The organism is Micromonospora arida (assembly GCF_042873195.1).
Classification (GTDB): domain Bacteria; phylum Actinomycetota; class Actinomycetes; order Mycobacteriales; family Micromonosporaceae; genus Micromonospora; species Micromonospora arida.
Window position 1 is genome coordinate 75,938 of record NZ_JBIALC010000013.1, and the last position, 20,963, is coordinate 96,900.

Here is a 20,963-nt window from a genome sequence, read left to right on the forward strand (position 1 = left end):
GGCACCGCGACGAAGTGTCACCTCGTAGCCACCAGCAACAGCCATCCACGCCATCGGCCGCTCTCCGATTCTGCGGCCGATCGCATCGGGCCGCGTTCTTGGTCGAGTCGGCACAGTAGCCGAGTGCGGCGACAGTCTCCTGTGTACGGACAGGGTGGACGGTGTTACCCGCACTGCGACCTCGGGGCATCGGCAGGTCTACGTGGGCACCCGCAGCGCGACGTGTGTTTCGGTCCGCCAGGGTGGTGCGGAGCCGCGCTTCGGGTCGTGACCGTGGAGCATCCGTACCGTCGTGGCGGCCCCGCCACGTGACGACGTGGCGCGGGCCGTCTGGACCTTCCGTCTAGTCGGGATCGCGGCCCGGGATATCAGTCCGATCTCGGATCGGACGGCGATGTCGTTGTTGATTCAGGACTGCACGACGCGGGCGATGCTCGCCCGGATGGGTGCGTAGTGCTCGGCGATGGCAGCCTGTAGGCCCTCCACGTTTCCGGCTGCGACCGCGTGCACGATTGCCCGATGCCGCTGGGCGGTGATCAACCGGTCCTCCTGCTGAGTACGCAGTGTGGGGGCGACGATGGCCTGTACCTGCCAGAACGCCTCGGTCAGTTGGAGGATCAGGTCGTTGCCGAGGGGTTCCAGCAGCTTCACGTGGAAGGTCCGGTCGACGTCGAGGAAGTCCATGCCCTGGGCGGCCAGACTCTCCATCTCGTCGGCGAGCGCGGAGAGAGCGGCCTGGTGCTCGCTGTCGAGAACGGCGATGACCTGGGCCGCGAGCCCCTGTTCGAGGGTCTGCCGGACGTCGACGACCTGTCCCAGCACGTGATGGTCCTCCTCGCCGCTGAGGAGGCCGCGGAAGGTCAGACCCTCCACGAGGGCGGCGAGGGACATGCGGCCGACGAAGGTGCCGTGGCCGTGCCGCACCTCGACGATGTCGAGGGCGGAGAGGATCTTGACGGCCTCGCGGACGCTTGAGCGGCTCGCGCCCACCGCCTCACACAGCTCCGCCTCGGTGGGCAGGATGTCTCCCGGCTTGAGGCGGTTGCGGAGGATGTACTCCTTGATCTTTGCCCCCACCTCCTGCCGGCGGGGACCTGGGCGCTCCGCACCGCGTAGCGGGGATGCGTCAATGGTCGTCATCTGCCACTTGCCCTTCGTTCACGGATCTGACACTCTCACCCTATCGGCATCAGATGTCTGACGTCAGACCCCATTATCTTCGAATCCCTCAGCGCGAGCGGTAACGCGAGCGCATGAAGAGCCTATGGAGGCAGCTACGTGAGCACCACCGTTGAGCCAAGGGAGAGTCGGCGCCGCCCCCCGCGCCGGTTCCGTTCGTTGGCGGTCGCGTCCACCGCGGCAACCCTCGCTCTCGGACTGGTCGCCTGCAGCGGCGGCCCGGCCTCGACCAACGCCGTCGAGGGAAGCGGGGGGAAGACGTCGATCGAGACCACCCTCGCGTTCACCCTCTCTAGCGGGTTCGACCCGGGGAACGCCTCGTCGGCGGTGGCGACGGCGGTCAACCAGCACACCTTCGAGGGTCTGATCGATCTTGACCCGGTTACCCGGGAACCATACCGCGCACTCGCCAAGGAAGACCCGGTGGCCAGCGCAGACGGGCTCACCTACACCGTGGCGGTGCGTGACGGTGCCAAGTTCTCCGACGGCACCCCCGTCACCGCCGAGGACGTCGCCTGGTCCTTCACCCGCGTGCTGAAGCCGGCCGACCCCAAGGCCCCGCCGCTGATGCAGGGGTTCGTGTCGTTCATCGACTCGGTGACGGCGAAGGACGCGACGACGGCCGAGTTCAAGCTCAAGTACCCGTTCGCCCTGTTCGCGGAGCGGATCGCCGTCATCAAGATCCTGCCGAAGGCGAAGACCGCGGACGCGGCCGCGTCGAAGGCCTTTGACACCGCGCCGATCGGCTCCGGCCCGTTCAAGTTGGACAGCGCGTCCAAGGAGTCGGGTGTCAAGCTCAGCAAGAATCCGAACTACAACGGCCCGCGCCCGGCCAAGGTCGAGACGATGACCTGGAACACCACCTCGGAGGCTTCCGCCCGGGTGTCGGACCTTCAGGGCGGCCGGGTCCAGGCCATCGAGTCGGTGCCGTACCTGAACGTCGACTCGCTCAAGGACAAGTACACCGTCGATGTGAAGCAGGCCTTCAACCAGGTCTTCCTCATGTTCAACTCGTCGGCGGCGCCGTTCAACGACAAGCGGGTGCGCCAGGCGCTGCACTACGCGATCAACAAGGACGAGGTCATCAAGACCGCCCTCAACGGCTACGGCAGCCCGGCGACGAGCTACCTGGACGAGGGCAACAAGGACTACCAGAAGGCCGCCACCGTCTACGACTACAACCTGGAAAAGGCCAAGAGCCTGCTCCAGGAGGCCGGTGTCACGAACCTGTCGTTCCAGCTCGACACCACTGACAACTCGGTCGTGAAGGATGTCGCGCCGCTGGTCATCGAGCAGTGGAAGAAGATCGGCGTCACCGCCAGCCTCAACACGGTGCCGTCCTCGGCCATCTACGGCGACATCGTTCCGAAGGACACCTTCCGGGTGCTGATGGCCACCGGTGACCCCAGCGTCTTCGGCGTCGACACCGACCTGCTGATGCGCTGGTTCTACTACGGCGAGACCTGGCCGGGGCAGCGCTACCGGTGGAGCGCCGCGGACCGCAAGGCCATGGCCGACCTGCTCGACAAGGCGGCGCAGACCTCCGACGAGGCGGCCCGCAAGGCTCTGTGGAAGCAGGCCCTGGACAAGGTGGCCGACGAGGCCCCCCTGTACCCGATCCTGCACACCAAGGTCGTCACCGCGTACGACCCCGCGAAGCTCTCCGACTTCTCGGGTGCGTCGACCACCGGCCTGTACTTCCTGGGCGCCAGCCGAAAGGGCTGAGCTCCACCTCGGGGGCCCCACCCTGGCCCCTCCGCGTCCCGCCCGGCCCTCAGTCCTTGGGGGCTGGGCGGGACGTCCCGGCGGCCCTCGACGAGAGAAAGACACCATGCTGAGCGTTCTGAGCCTGGTCGCGCGACGACTCCTGACCCTGATACCCCTGGTGCTGGGTATCACGATCTTCGTCTTCGTGATCATGCAGTTCTCCCCGATCGATCCCGCGCTGTCCGTCCTGGGCGATCAGGCGACCCCCGCGCAGGTGGCCGCGTTCAAGGCCGCCAACGGTCTCGACGATCCGCTGCCCCTGCGGTACCTGCACTTCCTGGGCGACCTGCTCCGGGGCGATCTCGGCGTGACCTTCCCGCCGTCCGTCCCGGTCGCCGACAAGATCGCCACCGCGCTGCCGCTGACCATCCAGCTGACGGCCCTCGGCATCGTCGGCGCGCTGGTCATCGCGTTGGCCCTCGGCATCCCCGCCGCGCTGTACCGCGACCGCTGGCCCGACCAGGTCATCCGGTTCGTCTCGATGGCCGGTATCGCCATGCCGTCGTTCTGGCTGGCCCTCCTGCTCATCCAGGAGCTGTCGGTCCGCCGCCCCGTCTTCCCGACCGGCGGGTACGTCAACCCCGGCGACTCGTTCTCCCTCTGGCTGCAGTCCCTCGCCATGCCCGCGCTGGCCCTCGCCGTGCCGGTCGGCTGCTCACTGGCCAGAATCGTGCGGACGTCAATGGTCGAGGAGCTCGACAAGGACTACGTGCGGACGGCGATCGGCGCCGGGCTGCCGCCCCGCGTGGTGGTCGGACGCAACGTGCTGCGCAACGCGCTGGTCAACCCGCTCACCGTGCTGGGCCTGCGAATCGGCTACCTGCTGGGCGGCACGGTCGTCATCGAGGCCATCTTCTCGCTGCCCGGCATGGGCACCCAGATCATGAGCGCGGTCCAGCAGAACGACACCGCCCTCGCCCAGGGAACCGTGCTGACGATCGCCATCTGCTTCGTCCTCGTGAACCTGGTGGTCGACATCCTCTACCTCTTCGCCAACCCTCGACTGCGCGGAGCCCACTGATGCGTCGAACACTCACCGCCCGGCTGTCGGCTCCCGGCATCGCCTTCAAACGGCTCAGCGTCACGGCTCGAATCGCACTGAGCTTCGTCCTGCTCATCGTCGTGGTGGGCATCTTCGCGCCGCTGATCCTGCGGCACGACCCCGCGCAGGCCGGGCTCGGTCCCGCGCTGACCGGCCCGAACGGCGACTATTGGTTCGGCCTGGACAAGCTCGGACGCGACGTGTTCTCGCGGCTGGTCGCCGGCACCCGGCGTTCGTTGATCGTGGGCTTCGGCAGCGCCGGCATCGCCCTGGTGATCGGCGCGATCCTGGGCGCGCTGGCCGGAACCAGCCGGCCCGCTGTCGACGAGGTGGTGATGCGGTGCCTCGACGTCGTCATGGCCTTCCCCGCCATCGTGCTCTCCGCCCTGCTGATCATCTCGTTCGGCAAGAACAGCCTCCTGGTCCTCGTGGTTGCGATCGGTTTCGTCTTCGTGCCCTCGATCGCACGTATCGTGCGCGCCAACGTGCTCTCGCAGTACCGCGAGGACTACGTCTCGGCCGAACGGATCATCGGCGCGCGGCGACCGCACATCCTCTGGCGGCACATCCTGCGTAACTGCGCCGCCCCGATCCTCGTCTTCGTCACCGTCATGGTGGCCGACGCCATCGTGTTCGAGGCGTCGCTCTCGTTCATCGGTGGCGGGCTGGCACCCCAGGAAGCCGCCTCCTCGTGGGGCTCGGTCATCGCCTTCGGCAAGGAAATGGTGCAGATCGGTGGCTGGTGGGCCACGTTCTTCCCCGGCCTGCTGATCCTGCTCACCGTGCTCGCCCTGAACGTGCTCTCCGAAGGGATGTCCGACGCCTGGGCCGCCCCGGCGGCGCGGCGTGCCACCGCCACGAAGATCGGGGACGCGCAGGAGGAGGCGCAGCCCGGCTCCGGTGAGGTGGTGCAACTGCCCGGCCTGGCCGAGGCCGCGCAGCGGCTGCGCGAGCGTGCCCGCCCTCTCCCGGACGGGGAGCCCGTCCTGGAGGTCCGGAACCTGTCGATCGGGTTCGAGGGACGCCACAGCGGCGTCGACATCGTCGACGACCTGACCTTCGACATCCGCCCCGGCGAGGTCCTCGGCCTGGTGGGGGAGTCCGGCTCCGGTAAGTCGCTGACCTCCCTCGCCGTGATGGGCCTGCTGCCGCAGGGCGCCCGGGTCCGCGGCGAGGTCCGCTTCGCGGGCACCGACCTGCTGACGATGAGCACCAAACGACGCCGTGCCCTGATGGGGCGCGAGATCGCGATGGTCTACCAGGACGCCCTCTCGGCCCTGAATCCCTCACTGCGCATCGGCCCTCAGCTCGCCCAGATGATCAGCCGTGGCGGCACCCGGTCCGCCGAGGAGCTGATGGAACTCGTGGGCCTGGACTCGCAGCGCACCCTGTCCGCGTACCCGCACGAACTCTCCGGTGGGCAGCGGCAGCGCGTGGTGATCGCCATGGCGCTGTCCCGGGATCCGCGCCTGATCATCGCCGACGAGCCGACCACCGCGCTCGACGTCACCGTCCAGGCGCAGGTCATGGAGCTGCTGCTGCGGCTGCGCGGCCAGCTCGGGTTCGCGCTGATCCTGGTCAGCCACGACCTCGCGCTGGTCAGCGACGTCGCGGACCGGGTCGTGGTGATGTACGGCGGGCAGATCGTCGAGAGCGGTGTCACCGCCGACGTGGTCGGCGCGCCGGCGCACCACTACGCCCGAGGTCTTCTCGGTTCCGTGCTCTCTCTCGAGGCCGGCGCGGAGCGGCTCACCCAGATCCGCGGCGTGGTGCCGTCGCCGGCCGACTTCCCACCGGGCTGCCGGTTCGCTGATCGCTGCCCCATGGCCACCGAGGTCTGCCGGGAGGAGACGCCCCGCCTGGAGGGCGCCACCGACCACCGGTACGCCTGCCACCACCCGGCCGTCACCGTCACGGAAGGGGAGCTGGCCCGATGAGCGCGTCAGTCCCACACCAGTCGATCGTCGAGCTGCGCGACGTGCACGTGGTGCACCGCACCCGTGGTGGCGGCATGTTCAGCCGCGAGCGGGTGTACGCCCTCACCGGCGCGGACCTGACCGTGCGTGCCGGCGAGACCATCGGCGTCGTCGGCGAGTCCGGCTGCGGCAAGTCCACGATGGCGAAGGTGCTGGTGGGCCTCCAGCGGCCGACGAGCGGCACGGTCGCCTTCTCCGGCAAGGACGTCTGGTCGATGAACGCGGCGGAACGCCGACTGCACATCGGCGCCGGCGTCGGCATGATCTTCCAGGATCCGGCCACGTCGCTGAACCGGCGCATGCCGGTCCGCGACATCCTGCGCGACCCGCTCGACGTGCACCGTCGCGGCACCCGCAAGGAGCGCGAGGAGCGCGTCAGGGAGCTGATGGCGCTGGTCGGGCTGCCCCGGTCGGTCGCCGACGTGCTGCCGAGCCAGCTCTCCGGCGGCCAACGTCAGCGGGTGTCCATCGCGCGTGCCCTGGCCCTGGAGCCGGGGCTGGTCATCGCCGACGAGCCCACCAGCGCCCTCGACGTGTCGGTCCGGGCGCAGATCCTCAACCTGCTCCTGGACCTCAAGGAGCGTCTGAACCTGGCCATGGTCTTCGTCTCGCACGACATCCAGACGGTCAAGCGGATCAGTGACCGCGTGGTCACCATGTACCTCGGCCGGATCGTGGAGCAGACACCCGCCGCCGGGCTCCCCGAGGTCGCCCAGCACCCGTACACCCGGGCGCTCTTCTCCGCCACGCCGGGTTTGCTCTCGCCACTCGACCCGATCCCGCTCGTTGGTCCCGTTCCACTCGCCACGAAACCGCCGACCGGATGCCCGTTCCGCACCCGCTGCTGGAAGGCGACCGACGGCTGCGCCATCGAGATGCCGCCGGTCCGGTCGGGCGACGGCGGTGCCGGCTCCCACGAGTTCCGGTGCTACCACCCCGTTCCTGCTGGATTCAGCAACACAGAGCTGGTCGAACTCGCCAGAGCAGCGACCGGCCGCACCACCCCCCTACACGTCGAGGAGTCAGCGTGACCACCCCAACCCCGCGGTTCGCCGGAGTCGTGCCGCCGGTCGTCACCCCCCTGACCGAGGAGGGTGCGGTCGACGTCGCCTCCCTTGAGCGACTCGTCGAACGGATGCTCACCGCCGGCGTCGACGGCATCTTCGCCCTCGGCAGCTCCGGCGAGACGGTGTTCCTCACCGACAGCCAGCGGGACCAGGCTCTTGAGACCGTCGTGAAGACCGTCGGCGGGACCGTACCGGTCCTCGCGGGCTGCATCGAGCCGACCACCCGCCGGGTTCTCGACCGGGCCGACGCGTCGACGCGCCTGGGCGTCGACGGCCTGGTGGCCACCGCCCCCTTCTACGCCATCGTCGGCCCCCACGAGGTCGAGCGGCACTTCCGGTCCCTCGCCGCTTCGGTCGAGCTTCCGCTGCTGGCGTACGACATTCCGGTCTGCGTGCACACCAAGCTGTCGCCGGGCCTGCTGAGCCGACTCGCCGCGGAGGGCGTCCTCGCCGGCGTCAAGGACTCCAGCGGTGACGACGTCTCGTTCCGCCAACTGGTGCTGTCCATCGCGGAACACGCGCCGAACGCCGGCTTCAGCCTGTTGACCGGCCACGAGGTGGTGGTCGACGCGATGATGCTCGCCGGTGCCTCCGGTTCCGTCCCCGGCCTGGGCAACGTGGACCCGGAGGGCTACGTGCGACTCCACCGGGCCTGCGTGACCGGCGACTGGGACACCGCCCGCGCGGAGCAGGACCGACTGACCCGGTTGTTCCGGATCGTCGACGCGGCCGACCCGGCGACGGCGGCAGGGGCGACCCGGGGCGTGGGCGCGTTCAAGACCGCCCTGGCCCTGCTCGGCGTCATTGACAGCAACGCCGTGTCGCTTCCGCTGCGAGCGCTCGACGCCGATGAGGCGAGCCGGGTGCGTGCCCAGCTGGAGCTGGCAGGACTGCTCTAGCCATGTCCGAGGCACCCAAGCCTCCGGTCGTCGACGTGGCGGTAGCCGCGCTCGACATCGGGGGCACCAAGACGGCCGCTGCCATCGTGACCCGCGACGGTGAGGTCGTCGACCAGATCACCGTCCCCACCCCCGGCCGGGCCGGGGCGACCGCCATCATCGACACCGCAGCCGACCTCGTCGGTCGGCTGCGGGCGAGGGCGACGGGAACCCGCATCCGCGCCCTCGGCGTCGGTAGCGCCGGGGTGATCGACCACCGGACGGGTCGGGTGCTGTCGGCCACCGACGCCCTGGCCGGTTGGGCCGGCACGGACCTGAGCGGCCGACTGCGGGCACTGCTGGACCTGCCCGTCTCAGCCATCAACGACGTGCACGCGCACGCCCTCGGTGAGGCGCGACACGGCGTGGCGGTCGGCCACCAGACGATGCTCTTCATCGCGGTCGGCACCGGTATCGGTGCCTCGTTCGTCGTCGACGGCACCGTGCTGACCGGCGCCCACTCCGTGGCCGGCCATGCCGGCCACCAGCCCTCGCCGTACGCCGGGCAGTTGCCCTGCACCTGCGGCGGGCGGGGGCACCTGGAGGCGATCGCCTCCGGGCCCGCCCTCACCGAGGAGTACGTGCGGCGTACCGGTCAGCCGGTCGGCGACCTGCGCACGGTGGCTGCCCGCGCGGCGGACGGTGACGCCACAGCCCGGGAGGTGGTCCTGCTGGGCGGGGCCGCCGTCGGCTCGGCGGTCGGCGGGCTGGTCAACATGCTTGACCCCGCTGTCGTCGTCATCGGCGGTGGTGTCGCCGGTCTCGGCGACACCTGGTGGCAGGCACTCCGGGGCGCCGTGCGGCGGGAGACACTGCCCAGCCTGGACGACGTGCCGGTGCTGGCCTCGACCCTCGGATCGGACGCCCCGCTTCTCGGCGCCGCAGCACTCGCCTGGGAGGGCACCGCATGAACAAGCTGATCGAGCAGCTCCGCCACCGCCTTGTCGTCTCCTGCCAGGCGTACCCCGGTGAGCCGATGCGCAGCCCGGACACGATGCGCCGGGTGGCCCTCGCCGCCGCCCAGGGCGGTGCCGCCGGCATCCGCGCCCAGGGTCTGGCCGACATTGCGGCTATCCGGCAGGCGGTCGACCTGCCGCTGATCGGGCTGTGGAAGGACGGGGACGACGACGTCTTCATCACCCCCACGCTGGAGCACGCGCTGTCGGTGGCTCGGGCCGGCGCGCACGTCGTCGCCCTCGACGGCACCGCGCGGCCCCGGCCGGACTGCCGAACCCTCCGCGACACCATCACGGCCGTCCACGAGCTGACCGGGGCTCTGGTGATGGCGGACTGCTCCACCCTCGCCGAGGGGATCGCCGCCGCCGCGGCGGGCGCTGACCTGGTCGGCACCACCCTGTCCGGTTACACCGCGTACACCAGCAAGCAGCCCGGACCCGACCTGGACCTGGTCGCCCGGCTCTCCACGGCGATCGACGTGCCGGTGGTCGCGGAGGGCCGGATCCACACACCGGCCCACGCGGCGCAGGCGCTGCGGGCCGGGGCGTGGACGGTGGTGGTGGGCACGGCCATCACCCACCCCACCACCATCACCGGCTGGTTCACGTCGGCGATGGCTGACGCCCGGTAGCGCACCCCGCCGCCCGGCGGTCCCGCACGGACAGCCGGGCGGCACCCCGCACCAACTGACAATCCTGCTGTCGCGGAGGCCATGCTGTGGCGTTGACCGATCTCACCCTCGCCGAGTGCTGGGCGTACCGACCCGACCTCAGTGTTCCGGAGGACCTGGACGCCTTCTGGGGGCGGACGCTGGGTGCTGCCAGTGCCGCAGCGGCGACGTACGAGCCCGTCGACACCGGCCTCACCCAGATCCACACCTTCTCGGTCACCGTCCCCGGCTACGGCGGCGAGCCGGTGCACGGCTGGCTGCACCTGCCGGCGAATGCCACCGAGCCGTTGGCGTGCGTGGTCGAGTACCTCGGGTACGGCCGAGGCCGTGGGCTGCCGCACGAGAAACTCTTCTGGGCCTCGGCGGGCTTCGCGCATCTCATCATGGACACCCGGGGTCAGGGCTGGAGTGCCGCGCCCGGGAGCACCGCCGATGCGCACCGGTACCCAGCAGGCACCGTTCCGGGTTTCCTCACTCGCGGCGTCACCAGCCCGGAGGACTTCTACTACCGCAGGCTGATCATCGACGCGGTCCGGTTCGCCCAGGCTGCACAGGAACATCCCGCCGTCGACCCCGACCGGGTCGTCGTCACCGGCATCAGCCAGGGAGGCGGCTTGTCACTGGCGGTGGCCGCGCTGTTCCCGGGCGTGGCGGCGGCCATGCCCGACGTGCCCTTCCTGTGTGACTTCCCGCGCGCCGTCCGGGTCGCCACCGAAGGCCCCTACGGCGAGGTCGCCGAGTATCTCGCGCTCCACCGTGACCAGAGCAGTCACGTGTTCCGTACGTTGTCGTACGTCGACGCCGCCGTGCTCGCATCCGGGGCGACCGCGCCCGCGCTGTTCTCCATCGCGATGATGGACCAGATCTGCCCGCCCTCGACCTGCTTCGCCGCCTACCACCGCTACGGGGGCGACAAGGAGGTGCGCGTGTACGAGTTCAACGACCACGAAGGTGGCGAGGCGCACCAGCAGCTCGAACAACTCGCCTGGCTGCGCAAGCTCTTCGGCCGCTGAGGACAGCACCCACTGGCTGGCGTCAGCGCGGCTCCCACGCGTCGGGCAGCGCGGTGAGCTTGCGGACGTGCGCGGGCAGTCGACCACTGACGATCTCGGCGAGGCTCACCTCGTCGACGACCCGCCGCACGGCGGCGCGCACGGCCACCCACAGGCCGGGCAGGTTCTCCGCCGAGCCCTCGTACCGGGTTTCCTCGGGGCGCAGCCCGCGTACCCCGGCGAGTGGGCCCTCGACGGCGCGCAGCACCGCGCCGACGGTCACCTCGCGTGGTGGGCGCGCGAGGGTGTAGCCGCCCTCGGCGCCGCGTTGGGCGCGGACGATGCCGGCCCGGCGCAGATCCGCCAGGACCGCCTCCAGGAACTTGCGGGGCATGTCCTGCTCCGCGGCGATGGCCTGGGTGGACAGCAGCGAGGGGTACGCGGTGGCGAGGCTCAACGCCGCCCGTACCGCGTAGTCGCCGCGCGCGGAGATCTGCACCCTGCCATCATGCCCGCCCGGTGCCGCCCGGCCCTCCGGCGGGCGGCCCGGACCTCGTGGCGTGCCCGCCGTTGGCGGGTTCGCCCGGGGTGCCGGGGCGGAACCAGCCGCCGTTGACGCCGGTCGACTCGGCCGGCGGTCGAGGTCGGACCACCCGGCCGGCAACCGGTTGATCACGGGTGGCCCGGAACGCGCCGGGGCTGACCCCGACCTCGCGGGTGAAGAAGCGGCCGAAGTTGGTGGGTTCGGAGAAGCCGAGCTGCCGGCCGATCTGGGCGATCGGCTGGTCTGTCGCGGCCAGTAGCCGGCTGGCCTGCAAGGCGACCCGCTCGTCGATGACCTGTTTGGCGCTGCGACCGGTGACGGCCAGGCAGGCCCGGGTCAGGGTCCGCACCGAGCAGCCGAGCTGGGCCGCGTAGTCCTCCACCCGCCGGGTGTGCGGGTAGCTGTGCTCCACCTCGCGGCGGAACCGGTGGAACGTCTCGTCCTCGGGTCGGGACGGCGACCGGTCGTCGTGGGCCACGGCCAGCCGCAGCAGCAGCACGGCCAGTTGATGCCGGAGCAGCGCGCGGGCGGTGGGGCCGTCGGGGTGCCGCCGACAGTCCACCGCCAACTGGCTCACCTCGCTGATCACCGCGTCCTCGTCCTCACCGGCCAACTGCCGCCAGGTCGCGGTCGTGGTCAGGTCGACGTCGAAGTCGCGCAGCGTCTCTGGATGCCAGGCGACCACGGTGGCGTCGAACTGGGGGCCGGCGCAGCGCAGCACCTGGCCGGGGTGGACCCGAAGCAGTGTGCCGGGCCGGCACGGCAGCAGATGAAAGTCGAGCTCCGCGTCGCCGTGCCTGCGCGTGGTGAGAATCAACAGCTCCCGCTCGACGATCACCGGCCGACGCCAGCCCGGGGCACCGGCAAGGTCGGCCAGCGCGAACGTGGCTATCTCGTCGGTGACGGGAGACGCCGTTCCGATCGATGGCGCGGGGGAGGGATCGGTGGAGACCATCGCCTGCGACGGTAGCCCGAACCGCAGGTCACCGCATCCCGATCGACGTTCGTAGCGGAATCCGCGGCAAGCCGCGGGCTTGTCCCGCTCCCGGCGGCCGGGCTACGTTACCCGGCGGTAGCGCCGTCGGTCCGCGGTCCGCCCGGCATTCGCCGGCCACCCGACCGGCCGACGGCCCCCGCCGACTCGCGATGGGATGGGCATGACGCAGCTGTTTTCGGTCGAAGGTAAGACGGTCCTGGTCACCGGCGGTTCGCGGGGGATCGGGCTGATGATCGCCCAGGGCTTCGTCCGGGCGGGCGCACACGTGATCATTTCGTCGCGCAAGGCGGACGTCTGCGAGGCGGTCGCCACCACCCTGTCCGCCGAGGGCCGCTGCGAGGCCATCCCCGCCGACCTCGGCGACGACGCCGGCGCCGAGACGCTGGCCGCCGCCGTGCGCGAGCGCTTCGGCCGCCTCGACGTGCTGGTCAACAACGCCGGCGCGACCTGGGGCGCACCGCTGGAGGACTACCCCGGGGCCGCGTTCGACAAGCTCTGGGCGGTCAACGTCAAGGCCGTCTTCCGGCTCACCACCGCGCTGCTTCCGGCGCTGCGCGCCGCCGCCAGCGCCGACGACCCGGCCCGCGTGATCAACATCGGGTCGATCGACGGCATCCGGGTGCCGATGATGGAGGTGTACGCGTACTCGGCCACCAAGGCGGCCGTGCACATGCTCACCCGCAGCCTCGCCCACCAACTCGCCGGTGAGCAGATCACCGTCAACGCGATCGCGCCCGGCCCGTTCGAGAGCAAGATGATGGCGTTCGCGCTCGACGACCCGGCGAGCCGGGCCGCCATCGAGCAGCAGGTGCCGCTGGGCCGCATCGGGCGCCCCGAGGACATGGCCGGCACGGCCATCTACCTCTCGTCGCGCGCCGGCGCGTACCTCACCGGGGCGGTCATCCCCGTCGACGGCGGCATCACCACGCACGGCTGAGCACCGGCCGACCCGGGGCGCACTGTCCGCGTACACCTCGGGTGTGTGCCGGGGCCGCGCGGACTCGGCAGATCCGCGCGGCCCCGGTGTGGCCGGTGTTGCCCGTTCGGGCGGTCAGCGACCGGCGAGCAGCCGGTTCACCGCCGTGTCGACGTCCAGGTGCTCGGCCTCACGACCGCGCGGGACGACGACGTAGGTCCGTCGAAGGAAACGCACCAGGACGCTGCGCGGCACCTCGAAGAGGGCGTTGCCGTCCGGTGACGAGAGGGCCAGCGCGACGAAGTCGCCGCGCGGTGTGGCCCAGGGCCAGACCCGCACATCCCCGATGCCGGCCGGCTCGTCCAGGCCGGTGACCAGAAGTTCGCGAGCGAACGACCAACTCACCGCCTCGCCCCCTGCCGATTCGGCATGGAACAGGACATGGACCGCATACGGGTCAGCAGGGTCGTAACGCAGACTGGCACGCACCGGCAAGGCGGTGGCGTCAGGTGCGACGAGCCTTAGCGACGTCTCGACCTCTACGGTCGTCGGTCGGATGACACTCATGGACGTTCTCCCCCCGGCACCGCTGCGGAACGCGCGTGTCCCGCTTTTCCCATACTCAGGTGCTACTCCTGGCTACGCTCCGCCATACGCTGACTTCACCCAGTGGTGGGAAGGGGGACGGAAATGCCGCGTGAATGTGAGCATTCATGTAGGATTTCCGGTTCTGCCCAGTGCGGGATCCCGCCCGGTATCGGGTGGCTCAGTCGTCGACTTACTCCGGTAACGTCCAGTCGGCCGTTGCAGTGACGGGCCCGAGCGACACTGGGGGGTGAAATGGTGACGAAGCAATCCTCAGTGGATCCGGCGGCGGCGCCCGGCCCGCCGAAAGTCGCGGTCCGAGCAGCCGAAAAGCGGGGGTACGGAGTGCCGATGGAGCAGCCCGAACGGGCCGGTCGGCCGGCGTCCGACGCCGGTCGTCCCGGCGGCGATGGCACCGGTGGTGGTGGCACCGATGCTGGTAGCGGCGCCGGTGCCGGTGGTGGCGGCGGAGTTGCCGTGCAGGAACGGCCGCGTCGGCCCCGCTGGCGTGAGCGGATCTCGCTGACCCTCGACCTCATCCGCGCCAACCCCACCGGCCGGATCGCACTCAAGATCTTCATCGCGATCGCCGGGGCGCTGGTGGTGACCATCGGCATCGCCCTCATCCCGCTTCCCGGGCCCGGCTGGCTGCTGGTGATCGGCGGCCTGGGCATCTGGGCCGTCGAATACCACTGGGCGCGTCGGCTGCTCGGCTTCACCCGCCGCCACGTCTACGCGTGGACACGCTGGGTGACGAGACAGTCGCTGCTGGTGCGAGTCGTGCTCGGCTCCGTCGGCCTGCTCTTTGTGGGCGCGGTGGTCTGGCTGTCCCTCAAGTACAGCCTCGGCATCGACGTGCTGGCCGAGGCGATGCACTACCTCGCAACGCACTGACCCCGGATTTCCGGTCCGGTTCCACGATCGGGTAGAGTCAGTGGCGCTGAGGGCGATTAGCTCAGTGGGAGAGCGCTTCGTTCACACCGAAGAGGTCGCTGGTTCGATACCAGCATCGCCCACTCTCAGTTTGTGCAGGTCAGAAGCCCGTTGCCGGAGTCGTCGGTAACGGGCTTTGCTGTATGTGCTGCTTACAATGGGAGCAGATTGGGAGCAGCGGCTCTGGGTGGGTAGTCCTGCCGGCGGCTACAGGGCAGTCCGATGCCCCGATCGTTCGACCGCCACCGTTCAGATGCAAGCTCCGGCAGCCTCATGAGGGCTCCGACAACAGCAGCCTCGTGGCTGCCCTGCAGCCAGGCGATCTGCGGCGCCCTGGCGGCGCGGTGGTACCTGAATCGGCCGGTCGAAGGTCCGAGACGGGCTCGGCGCAAGGTATGGCGAACCAGGGCTGGCCCGCTCTGGCTGATCGCCGGGACACCCGCTGAATCGCATTGTGCATCGTGGTCATCACCTCCTCGATGTGCTGTGCGTTCGATGATGACGACGCAGAGTGAGAGCGCCACAGCGTGAACCGTCCATGGTGTCTGGAACGGAGGTGAGCCACCGGGTGCGACCGTTAGACGGAAGTTGCGGTCCAGGCCGCAGGCGTAGATCGTGTCGGCCGGTGTTCGCATCGTGGGTCCGCGGCCGGAGCGGGTAAGTGGATGCACCCTGATTGGTCGGCCCGTGTTTGCGAATGATGATCGTCCTGCGCTGAGGGCTAGAGCATCGGTCTCCTAAACCGCGCGTCGGGGAGCGAAGGAGGCCCGTCGAGGGATCGCTGGGATCCTTCGACGGGCCCGGTCGCCGGGGCTCAGCCCCAGGTCTGGCCGGCCGGTTCCTTGATGGTGCGGTTGATCCGGTTGAAGAAGTTGGTCAGTGCGATCTCCAGGTTGATCGCGCCGATCTGCTCGTCAGTGAAATGGGTGGTTACCTCTTCCCAGATCTCGTCGGTGACTCCCTGCGCGCCGTCCTGCAGCCGGGTGGCGGCCTCGGCCAGCGCCAGTGCCGCGCGCTCCGCATCGGTGTAGAACGGCGCCTCACGCCACGCCGCTACGTTGTGTAGCCGCTCGTCGGTATCACCGGCCTTCTTCCCACCGGCGACACTGGCGTAGACGCACGCCGAGCAGCTGTTGATCTGACTGGCGCGCAGATGGACCAGCGCGAGCAGCTTCGGGTCGACGCCCCCGGCGGAGATCGCCTTCTGCAGGTGCCCGACCGCCTTCCACACGTCGGGGTTGTTGGTGTCCTTGTTCTTCAGTCGGTTCTGCATGGCAGGATGCTCTCCTTGGTCGGGGTTACCTCGCGGGGCTGGTGCCCGTCACCCCTATGACGGAGCAGCTTCCAGGGAGGTAACACCATGTCCGGCACCCATCCCGCCGACCCGATCGCCGAGGCCTTCGAGGCGCACCGCGGCCGGCTTACAGCTGTCGCCTACCGCGTGCTCGGCTCGCACGCCGACGCCGACGACGCGGTCCAGGAGGCGTGGCTGCGTCTCTCCCGCCAAGACACCGACACCATCCACAACCTCGGCGGCTGGCTGACCACCGTGGTCGGCCGCATCAGCCTTGATCTCCTACGCTCGGGCCGCACGCGCCCGACAGTCCCACTCGACGACCATCTGCCCGAATTCGCCGTGACGCTTGACGATGGTCCGGCTGCGGAAGAGCTTGTGGCGCTGGGCGACTCGGTGGGCCTGGCGCTGATGACGGTCCTGGACTCGCTGCGCCCCGACGAGCGCCTGGCGTTCGTGCTGCACGACGTGTTCGCCGTCCCCCACGGAGAGATCGGCACCATCCTCGGCAGGTCCACCGACGCGACCAAGATGCTCACCAGCCGCGCCCGCCAGAAGGTGCAGGCCGCCAGGCAGTCCGCGAGCGACCGACAGCAGCAACGTGAGGTGGTCGAGGCGTTCTTGGCCGCGGCCCGCGAGGGCCAGTTCGAGCGGCTGTTGGAAGTTCTCCACCCCGACGTGACGTTCACCGTCCACACCCAGGACGGCCAGTTCGTCACGCTCGGAGCCACCAATGTCGCCACCCGCGCCCAAGTAGGGGGCGGTGCTGCACGAGGACACGCAGCGACCGTCAATGGCCGCCCCGGCGTTATCTCCTGGAACGAGAACGGTACGCCGCTGTCCTTGCTCGCCTTCACCGTCGCCGATGGCCACATCACCGAGATCACCGCTGTGATCGACCCAGCGAAGCTCGCGCTCATCGACCTGCCAGACCCAGTGTGAGCCGCCATTGCCCCGCATCGGGCCTACACCCTTGACTGTGAAGAGCCCGATTAGGTTTCCGCGCCGCGCCCGTCTGTACCTGTGCGATCACGGGACACGGTAACGCGCGTGAGCAACCGGATAGACGTGCACAGGACTTGTGAGCGAGACGTCAGGCATCGAGGTGGCAAGAGCCGGCAGCTCGCCTCCGCATTCCTCGGCGGAGAGCGGAGCCCTTGGAGATGGCGTCAAGATCAGGCCGTCTCCAGGCCGTCTGAGGTGCACTAGCAGTGACCACCGGTGACCGTCTATGACTTCTTCACGCCCAGTTCACGGGGCGTATCGTCCAGTTTGATCGACTGCGCCCATCGCCGAGATCAATACAACGCCAAGTGTTGGGCGCTCACTCCTGCGGCGGGGGAGTGAGCCAGGCCAGGGGTTGTCCGCTGAGGGCGGCATCGGCAAGGAGGTGGGCGCTGGCGGTCTTCAGAGCGGATCGTGAGCTGTCGATCCAGCGCTGCACGTTGTCGATGCCTTGGTGGCGGTATTCGACGGCTTGGACGAGGCATTCCAGCTTGTCTGCGTCGCGGGCGACGACAGCTTCCAGCGTCTCGCCAGCTTCGTATTCGGCGACTGCCCCGGTGATGACTTCGGCGACGGCTGGGGGACAGGCGGCGACCTGGTCGGCGGTGACGGCGGTGTTGGGTACGGCGGTGAGATAGCGCTTGGCGATGTGCGGGATGTCGGTGATTCGGGTTTCCTGGGTGTCGTGCAGGGTGCAGAGCATCGAAACTCGGGCTGGGTCGGCGCCCTCCATGGCGGCGAGCATCATTCCGATGAGCGCCGTTCGGAAGGAGTGCTCGGCGATGGACTCGGGTTGCTTGACGCCGGCGAACCACCAGCCGGTCCGGGCGGCGCGTTTGAGGACGCCGGCTTCGAAGATGAAGTTCATCGCTCCGGCGGCGTCGTGGTCGTCGGTCATCTGCCCGTCCCTGTGCCGGTGAGTCCGTCCGCCCGCAGGCTGTAGACGATAGAGGTTAGTTCCTGCCGCGACTGCGCGGAGATCCGGTCACTGTCCAGGAGCGGGACACTGCGGTCGAGGAGCGCCCGAGTCGCGGCGGGGTTGTCGAGAGCGAGACCGCGGCGTGCGGCCAGCAGAGCCCAGACGTTGTGGATGTTGAGGTCGGCGAACGGATGCTCTGGATCGAGGCGATGGACCAGGTGCCGAAGAAGGATTGAGCCGTGCCAGTCGGCGAGCGCTTCGGGCATGAAGGAGTCGTCGCGGTGGCGGTACGGGATCTCGCCCACCCAGTAGGCCGAGTAGTTGAGGGCTGCTCGCTCGCAGGCGTCGTCGGGGTGTGCGCGAGCGATGAAGTCCCGTAACGGTTCCGGGTCGCCCTGGTTGGCGAGGGACGTGACGACGGAGCGGGCGTCGGGCCACAGCGGTGACCAGGTGCGAAAGGTGGTCGTGCGGTGTGCTCGGGCGGTGGTCTGGGTCAGCCAACCTGCTGCTGCCTTGGGGTCCATGCCGGCAAGGAAGCAGGCTTGCCGGTGCAGCAGCACCTTCCGATGCCGTCCGGCTGCGGCGCGATCGGCGAGCACGTGAAGGTGAGTGAAGAACGCTCGTTGCTCGTCGACGGGCAGAGTTGGCCCGGACGCGACTGGACCGCGCCGGGGATGGGCGGTAGGTAGCCCTCTGGCGATGGTCGGTGTCTGCCCGAGGACGGCCCAGAGGATCAAGTCGGTCAGACGGTGGGTGAGTACGGACCAGCCCAGCGGCTGTTCGGCGATGTCAGAGCGGCCCACATGTTCGTCGAGGACGGCGGCGAGGATGAGGTCCGCTTCGGCGGCGTCGTCAAGTGCTGCGAGCAGGATGGGTGTTCGCGCCGAGCCGTCCGAGCCGGCGTCGGACGGCGATCGCCTGCCCGTGAAACGTCATCAAACAGCGAGCAACAGTGAAAGCCCGATACGCCTCTTGAACAGGCACCCGCCGTTGGCTGTGCTGGTGGGGAGGTTAGGGCTCCAAGGTCCGCTTCAACGTCCGAATCAGGAGTTCCTGGCTCGCACGAAGTCCGCGTAGTCCTCCCCGGCAACCCCGCGGTTGACCCAGCGATCCGGGGACGCCCCGGTCGCACGCTCTGCTAATTCCAACGCTTGGGCCGGGTCTTCAACGTGACCGATCATGCGGCCGGGCCCTGGGTAGTCCTCGCCGTCCGGGTCCAGCGAGGGGAACACCGTCAGGTCCCGGCGGTTGTCGTCGTCCAGGTCCTGCACGTCATGGATGGACACGTTGTAGCCCTCTTGCCAGGGCCAGATGGACACCCAGCGGATGCCCGCGACGCCCGCAATCACGACGGGTCCGAGGAACTGCTCGACCTCCTTCTTGCGGTGCAGCGCGCCAAGGAGGAACGACCTGCTGAGATACCGCACGCTCGGAGGTTAACGAAGCCCTGGTCGGCGGACACGTACCGGCTCGGGGTGGCCGCCACCGCGGCGAGCAGTGCCGCCCTTGTCACGGTCCTGTCAGGACTCAGACCGTGACCAGCAGCCGGAGGGTGTCGGTGGCGATGTAACCGCCTCCGGCCTTTTCCGTTCGCACACGCCTGCGGCGTCGTCGGCCTCCTGAGCCCGCCGGTGTGCAACCGGGGACGGGTCGACGGCACCGGACCGGGACCGGGCGGCGAGAAATGGCCCGCACTGACGCCATCACGTCCGGGCCCTGACCCGCTAGTGTGTGGAAACAGCGTTTCCATTTGTGCCATCACAGGGCAGGGGGACCAGCGTGCATCGCAGCCAGGAAGACATTGCCGCCGCGCCGGAGGCCGGCGAGCAGACCACCACGTTCGGCCCGCTCCAGCTCTCACCGGGCACGACCCGGACCAACATCAGCGGGTACTACTGGCTGGCGCTGACGTCGATCATGACGTTCACGTTCATCCCGGCCGCGCAGACGGCACTACTCACCTCCATCCTGGGTGTGCCCAAGGGGGAGCAGGGTTCGATCGTTGGCACCGCTGGGCTGATCAGCGAAATCGTCCTGATCGCGGCGGTCGGCCTGGCCGGTGCCTGGTCCGACCGCCTCGGACGACGCCCGATCGTGGTCGGCGGCTACGTTCTGCTTGGCCTCGGCGTCGGCATGGCACCGTTCCTCGGCTCGGTCGTGCCCTACTACCTGGCCCGGGGTGTCGCTGCCGTCGGCGTGGCGATGGTCACCGTGATGCTCACGGCCGTGGTCGCCGACTACGTCCGGGACACCACCCGCGGCAGGGCCAACGGCATCGTCGGCTTCTGCAACGGTCTCGGCGCGCTCGTCACGTTCTTCGTGCTGATCAAACTGCCCGACATCTTCGAGGGCGGCGGGATGGACACGATCGCCGCGCTGCGGGCGACCTACCTCATCGTCGGCGGGCTGGCCCTGCTCACCGCGATCCTGATGGGGCTCACCCTCCGGGGCGGGCTGGCGACAACGCACTCCGAGCACATCCCGATCCCCAGGCTGCTGCGCGAGGGCGTCGCCGAGATCCGGCGCCCCGGCGTCTCCTTCGCCTACCTCAGCGCCTTCGTCGCCCGAGCTGACCTGGCGCTCGTCGGCGCCTACCTCACCCTCTGGGCACAGCAGTACGGCACCCAGCAACTAGGGCTCAGCGAGGCCGAGGCGCTGGCCAAGGCAGGTCTGTTGCTGGGAGTGGCCAACGGCATCGCGCTGATCGGGGCACCGGCCATCGGCATCATCGCCGACCGGCTGTCCCGCACCGACGCGGTGCTGATCTCCCTGGGGACCGCCGCCCTCGGCTACACCGCCACGATCTTCGTCGGGGACCCGTTCAGCCCGCTCGGCTACGCCGTCGCCGCGCTGATCGGGCTCGGCCAGGTCAGCGCCGTCATCTCCAGTCAGGTGCTGATCGCCGAACAGGCTCCCAGCCGTACCCGGGGCTCGGTCATCGGAACGTTCGCGCTCAGCGGCGGCATCGGCATCATGATCGCGTTCGCCGCCGGTGGCACCCTGTACGACAACTGGCGTCCCGCCGGTCCGTTCGTCCTGTTCGGCATCCTGGCCGGGCTGGCCTGCCTGTACGGCCTGGCCGTCCGATCGAGGATCCCCAACCACCCGGTGGACTGAAAACCCCAGCCGCACCCAGCGGTGCTCGGCACAATCGCGGGGCCGAACGTTCACTGCCGAACGGC

At 69.6% G+C, this 20,963-nt stretch carries 19 protein-coding genes, 1 tRNA gene and 1 pseudogene; 13 read left to right on the forward strand and 8 right to left on the reverse strand.

All coding sequences use genetic code 11. The annotated features are described in order from the left end of the window. Positions 1-408: 408 nt before the first annotated feature. Positions 409-1,140: a FadR/GntR family transcriptional regulator gene (locus ACFYP0_RS28330; protein ID WP_386998158.1), complete on the reverse strand. Its 732-nt coding sequence runs from the start codon at positions 1,138-1,140 to the stop codon at positions 409-411. 138 nt (positions 1,141-1,278) lie between these two features. On the opposite strand from ACFYP0_RS28330, the gene ACFYP0_RS28335 reads away from it, so the two are divergent. The 8 genes from ACFYP0_RS28335 (at position 1,279) to ACFYP0_RS28370 (ending at position 10,609) form a co-directional block, all read left to right on the forward strand. Continuing rightward, positions 1,279-2,904 (forward strand): ABC transporter substrate-binding protein, encoded by a 1,626-nt coding sequence (locus tag ACFYP0_RS28335; RefSeq protein ID WP_357006644.1) that lies wholly within the window; start codon positions 1,279-1,281, stop codon positions 2,902-2,904. Positions 2,905-3,010: 106 nt separating this feature from the next. Further along, positions 3,011-3,967 carry an ABC transporter permease gene (locus ACFYP0_RS28340; protein ID WP_124859013.1) on the forward strand — a complete coding sequence of 319 codons (957 nt, stop codon included), beginning with the start codon at positions 3,011-3,013 and terminating at the stop codon, positions 3,965-3,967. Continuing rightward, positions 3,967-5,925 (forward strand): dipeptide/oligopeptide/nickel ABC transporter permease/ATP-binding protein, encoded by a 1,959-nt coding sequence (locus ACFYP0_RS28345; RefSeq protein ID WP_386998161.1) that lies wholly within the window; start codon positions 3,967-3,969, stop codon positions 5,923-5,925. The genes ACFYP0_RS28340 and ACFYP0_RS28345 overlap by 1 nt, the downstream gene beginning before the upstream one ends. Further along, a complete protein-coding gene (locus tag ACFYP0_RS28350) occupies positions 5,922-6,995 on the forward strand; it encodes an oligopeptide/dipeptide ABC transporter ATP-binding protein (RefSeq protein ID WP_386998163.1) in 1,074 nt (357 codons plus the stop codon). The genes ACFYP0_RS28345 and ACFYP0_RS28350 overlap by 4 nt, the downstream gene beginning before the upstream one ends. Continuing rightward, positions 6,992-7,930, forward strand: coding sequence for a dihydrodipicolinate synthase family protein (locus tag ACFYP0_RS28355; protein ID WP_386998165.1), 939 nt, complete (start codon positions 6,992-6,994; stop codon positions 7,928-7,930). Before ACFYP0_RS28350 ends, ACFYP0_RS28355 begins: the two co-directional genes overlap by 4 nt. 2 nt (positions 7,931-7,932) lie before the next feature. Further along, entirely contained in the window at positions 7,933-8,880 is a 948-nt protein-coding gene (locus ACFYP0_RS28360) for an ROK family protein (protein WP_124859006.1), read from the forward strand. Then, positions 8,877-9,557: an N-acetylmannosamine-6-phosphate 2-epimerase gene (locus ACFYP0_RS28365; RefSeq protein WP_124859004.1), complete on the forward strand. Its 681-nt coding sequence runs from the start codon at positions 8,877-8,879 to the stop codon at positions 9,555-9,557. Before ACFYP0_RS28360 ends, ACFYP0_RS28365 begins: the two co-directional genes overlap by 4 nt. Positions 9,558-9,643: 86 nt before the next feature. Continuing rightward, positions 9,644-10,609: an acetylxylan esterase gene (locus ACFYP0_RS28370; protein ID WP_386998168.1), complete on the forward strand. Its 966-nt coding sequence runs from the start codon at positions 9,644-9,646 to the stop codon at positions 10,607-10,609. Positions 10,610-10,631: 22 nt separating this feature from the next. On the opposite strand, the gene ACFYP0_RS28375 is transcribed toward ACFYP0_RS28370, so the two are convergent. Further along, the gene (locus tag ACFYP0_RS28375) at positions 10,632-11,087 is read right to left on the reverse strand and encodes an RrF2 family transcriptional regulator (RefSeq protein ID WP_030333674.1); all 456 of its coding nucleotides are present in this window, start codon (positions 11,085-11,087) and stop codon (positions 10,632-10,634) included. A gap of 7 nt (positions 11,088-11,094) precedes the next feature. Then, positions 11,095-12,087 (reverse strand): helix-turn-helix transcriptional regulator, encoded by a 993-nt coding sequence (locus ACFYP0_RS28380; RefSeq protein ID WP_355495074.1) that lies wholly within the window; start codon positions 12,085-12,087, stop codon positions 11,095-11,097. A gap of 202 nt (positions 12,088-12,289) precedes the next feature. Between ACFYP0_RS28380 and ACFYP0_RS28385 the strand changes: the two genes are divergently transcribed. Next, positions 12,290-13,066 carry a glucose 1-dehydrogenase gene (locus tag ACFYP0_RS28385; RefSeq protein WP_355495072.1) on the forward strand — a complete coding sequence of 259 codons (777 nt, stop codon included), beginning with the start codon at positions 12,290-12,292 and terminating at the stop codon, positions 13,064-13,066. 114 nt (positions 13,067-13,180) lie between these two features. Here ACFYP0_RS28385 and ACFYP0_RS28390 read toward each other — a convergent pair whose 3' ends face one another. Then, positions 13,181-13,612 (reverse strand): SsgA family sporulation/cell division regulator, encoded by a 432-nt coding sequence (locus tag ACFYP0_RS28390; protein WP_007457244.1) that lies wholly within the window; start codon positions 13,610-13,612, stop codon positions 13,181-13,183. A gap of 294 nt (positions 13,613-13,906) precedes the next feature. Here ACFYP0_RS28390 and ACFYP0_RS28395 point away from each other — a divergent pair, with 294 nt between their 5' ends. Next, complete coding sequence (locus tag ACFYP0_RS28395; RefSeq protein WP_386998288.1) at positions 13,907-14,524, forward strand: PGPGW domain-containing protein; 618 nt, start codon at positions 13,907-13,909, stop codon at positions 14,522-14,524. A 50-nt stretch (positions 14,525-14,574) separates the two neighbouring features. Continuing rightward, a tRNA-Val gene (locus tag ACFYP0_RS28400) sits at positions 14,575-14,646 on the forward strand. Positions 14,647-15,377: 731 nt separating this feature from the next. Here the strand turns inward: ACFYP0_RS28400 and ACFYP0_RS28405 are convergent. After that, positions 15,378-15,836 carry a carboxymuconolactone decarboxylase family protein gene (locus ACFYP0_RS28405; RefSeq protein WP_355495067.1) on the reverse strand — a complete coding sequence of 153 codons (459 nt, stop codon included), beginning with the start codon at positions 15,834-15,836 and terminating at the stop codon, positions 15,378-15,380. Positions 15,837-15,923: 87 nt separating this feature from the next. On the opposite strand from ACFYP0_RS28405, the gene ACFYP0_RS28410 reads away from it, so the two are divergent. Further along, positions 15,924-16,799, forward strand: coding sequence for a sigma-70 family RNA polymerase sigma factor (locus ACFYP0_RS28410; RefSeq protein WP_355495065.1), 876 nt, complete (start codon positions 15,924-15,926; stop codon positions 16,797-16,799). A gap of 382 nt (positions 16,800-17,181) precedes the next feature. Here the strand turns inward: ACFYP0_RS28410 and ACFYP0_RS28415 are convergent, their stop codons facing one another. From ACFYP0_RS28415 to ACFYP0_RS28425, 3 genes and pseudogenes are all read right to left on the reverse strand, one after another. Continuing rightward, entirely contained in the window at positions 17,182-17,760 is a 579-nt protein-coding gene (locus ACFYP0_RS28415; RefSeq protein WP_355495062.1) for an HD domain-containing protein, read from the reverse strand. Then, positions 17,757-18,705: pseudogene (locus tag ACFYP0_RS28420) on the reverse strand (transcriptional regulator); the annotation flags it as partial. The gene ACFYP0_RS28415 and the pseudogene ACFYP0_RS28420, both read right to left, overlap by 4 nt. A gap of 119 nt (positions 18,706-18,824) precedes the next feature. Next, the gene (locus tag ACFYP0_RS28425; RefSeq protein ID WP_386998172.1) at positions 18,825-19,208 is read right to left on the reverse strand and encodes a hypothetical protein; all 384 of its coding nucleotides are present in this window, start codon (positions 19,206-19,208) and stop codon (positions 18,825-18,827) included. A gap of 352 nt (positions 19,209-19,560) precedes the next feature. On the opposite strand from ACFYP0_RS28425, the gene ACFYP0_RS28430 reads away from it, so the two are divergent. After that, positions 19,561-20,898 (forward strand): MFS transporter, encoded by a 1,338-nt coding sequence (locus ACFYP0_RS28430; RefSeq protein WP_386998174.1) that lies wholly within the window; start codon positions 19,561-19,563, stop codon positions 20,896-20,898. Positions 20,899-20,963: the final 65 nt, after the last annotated feature.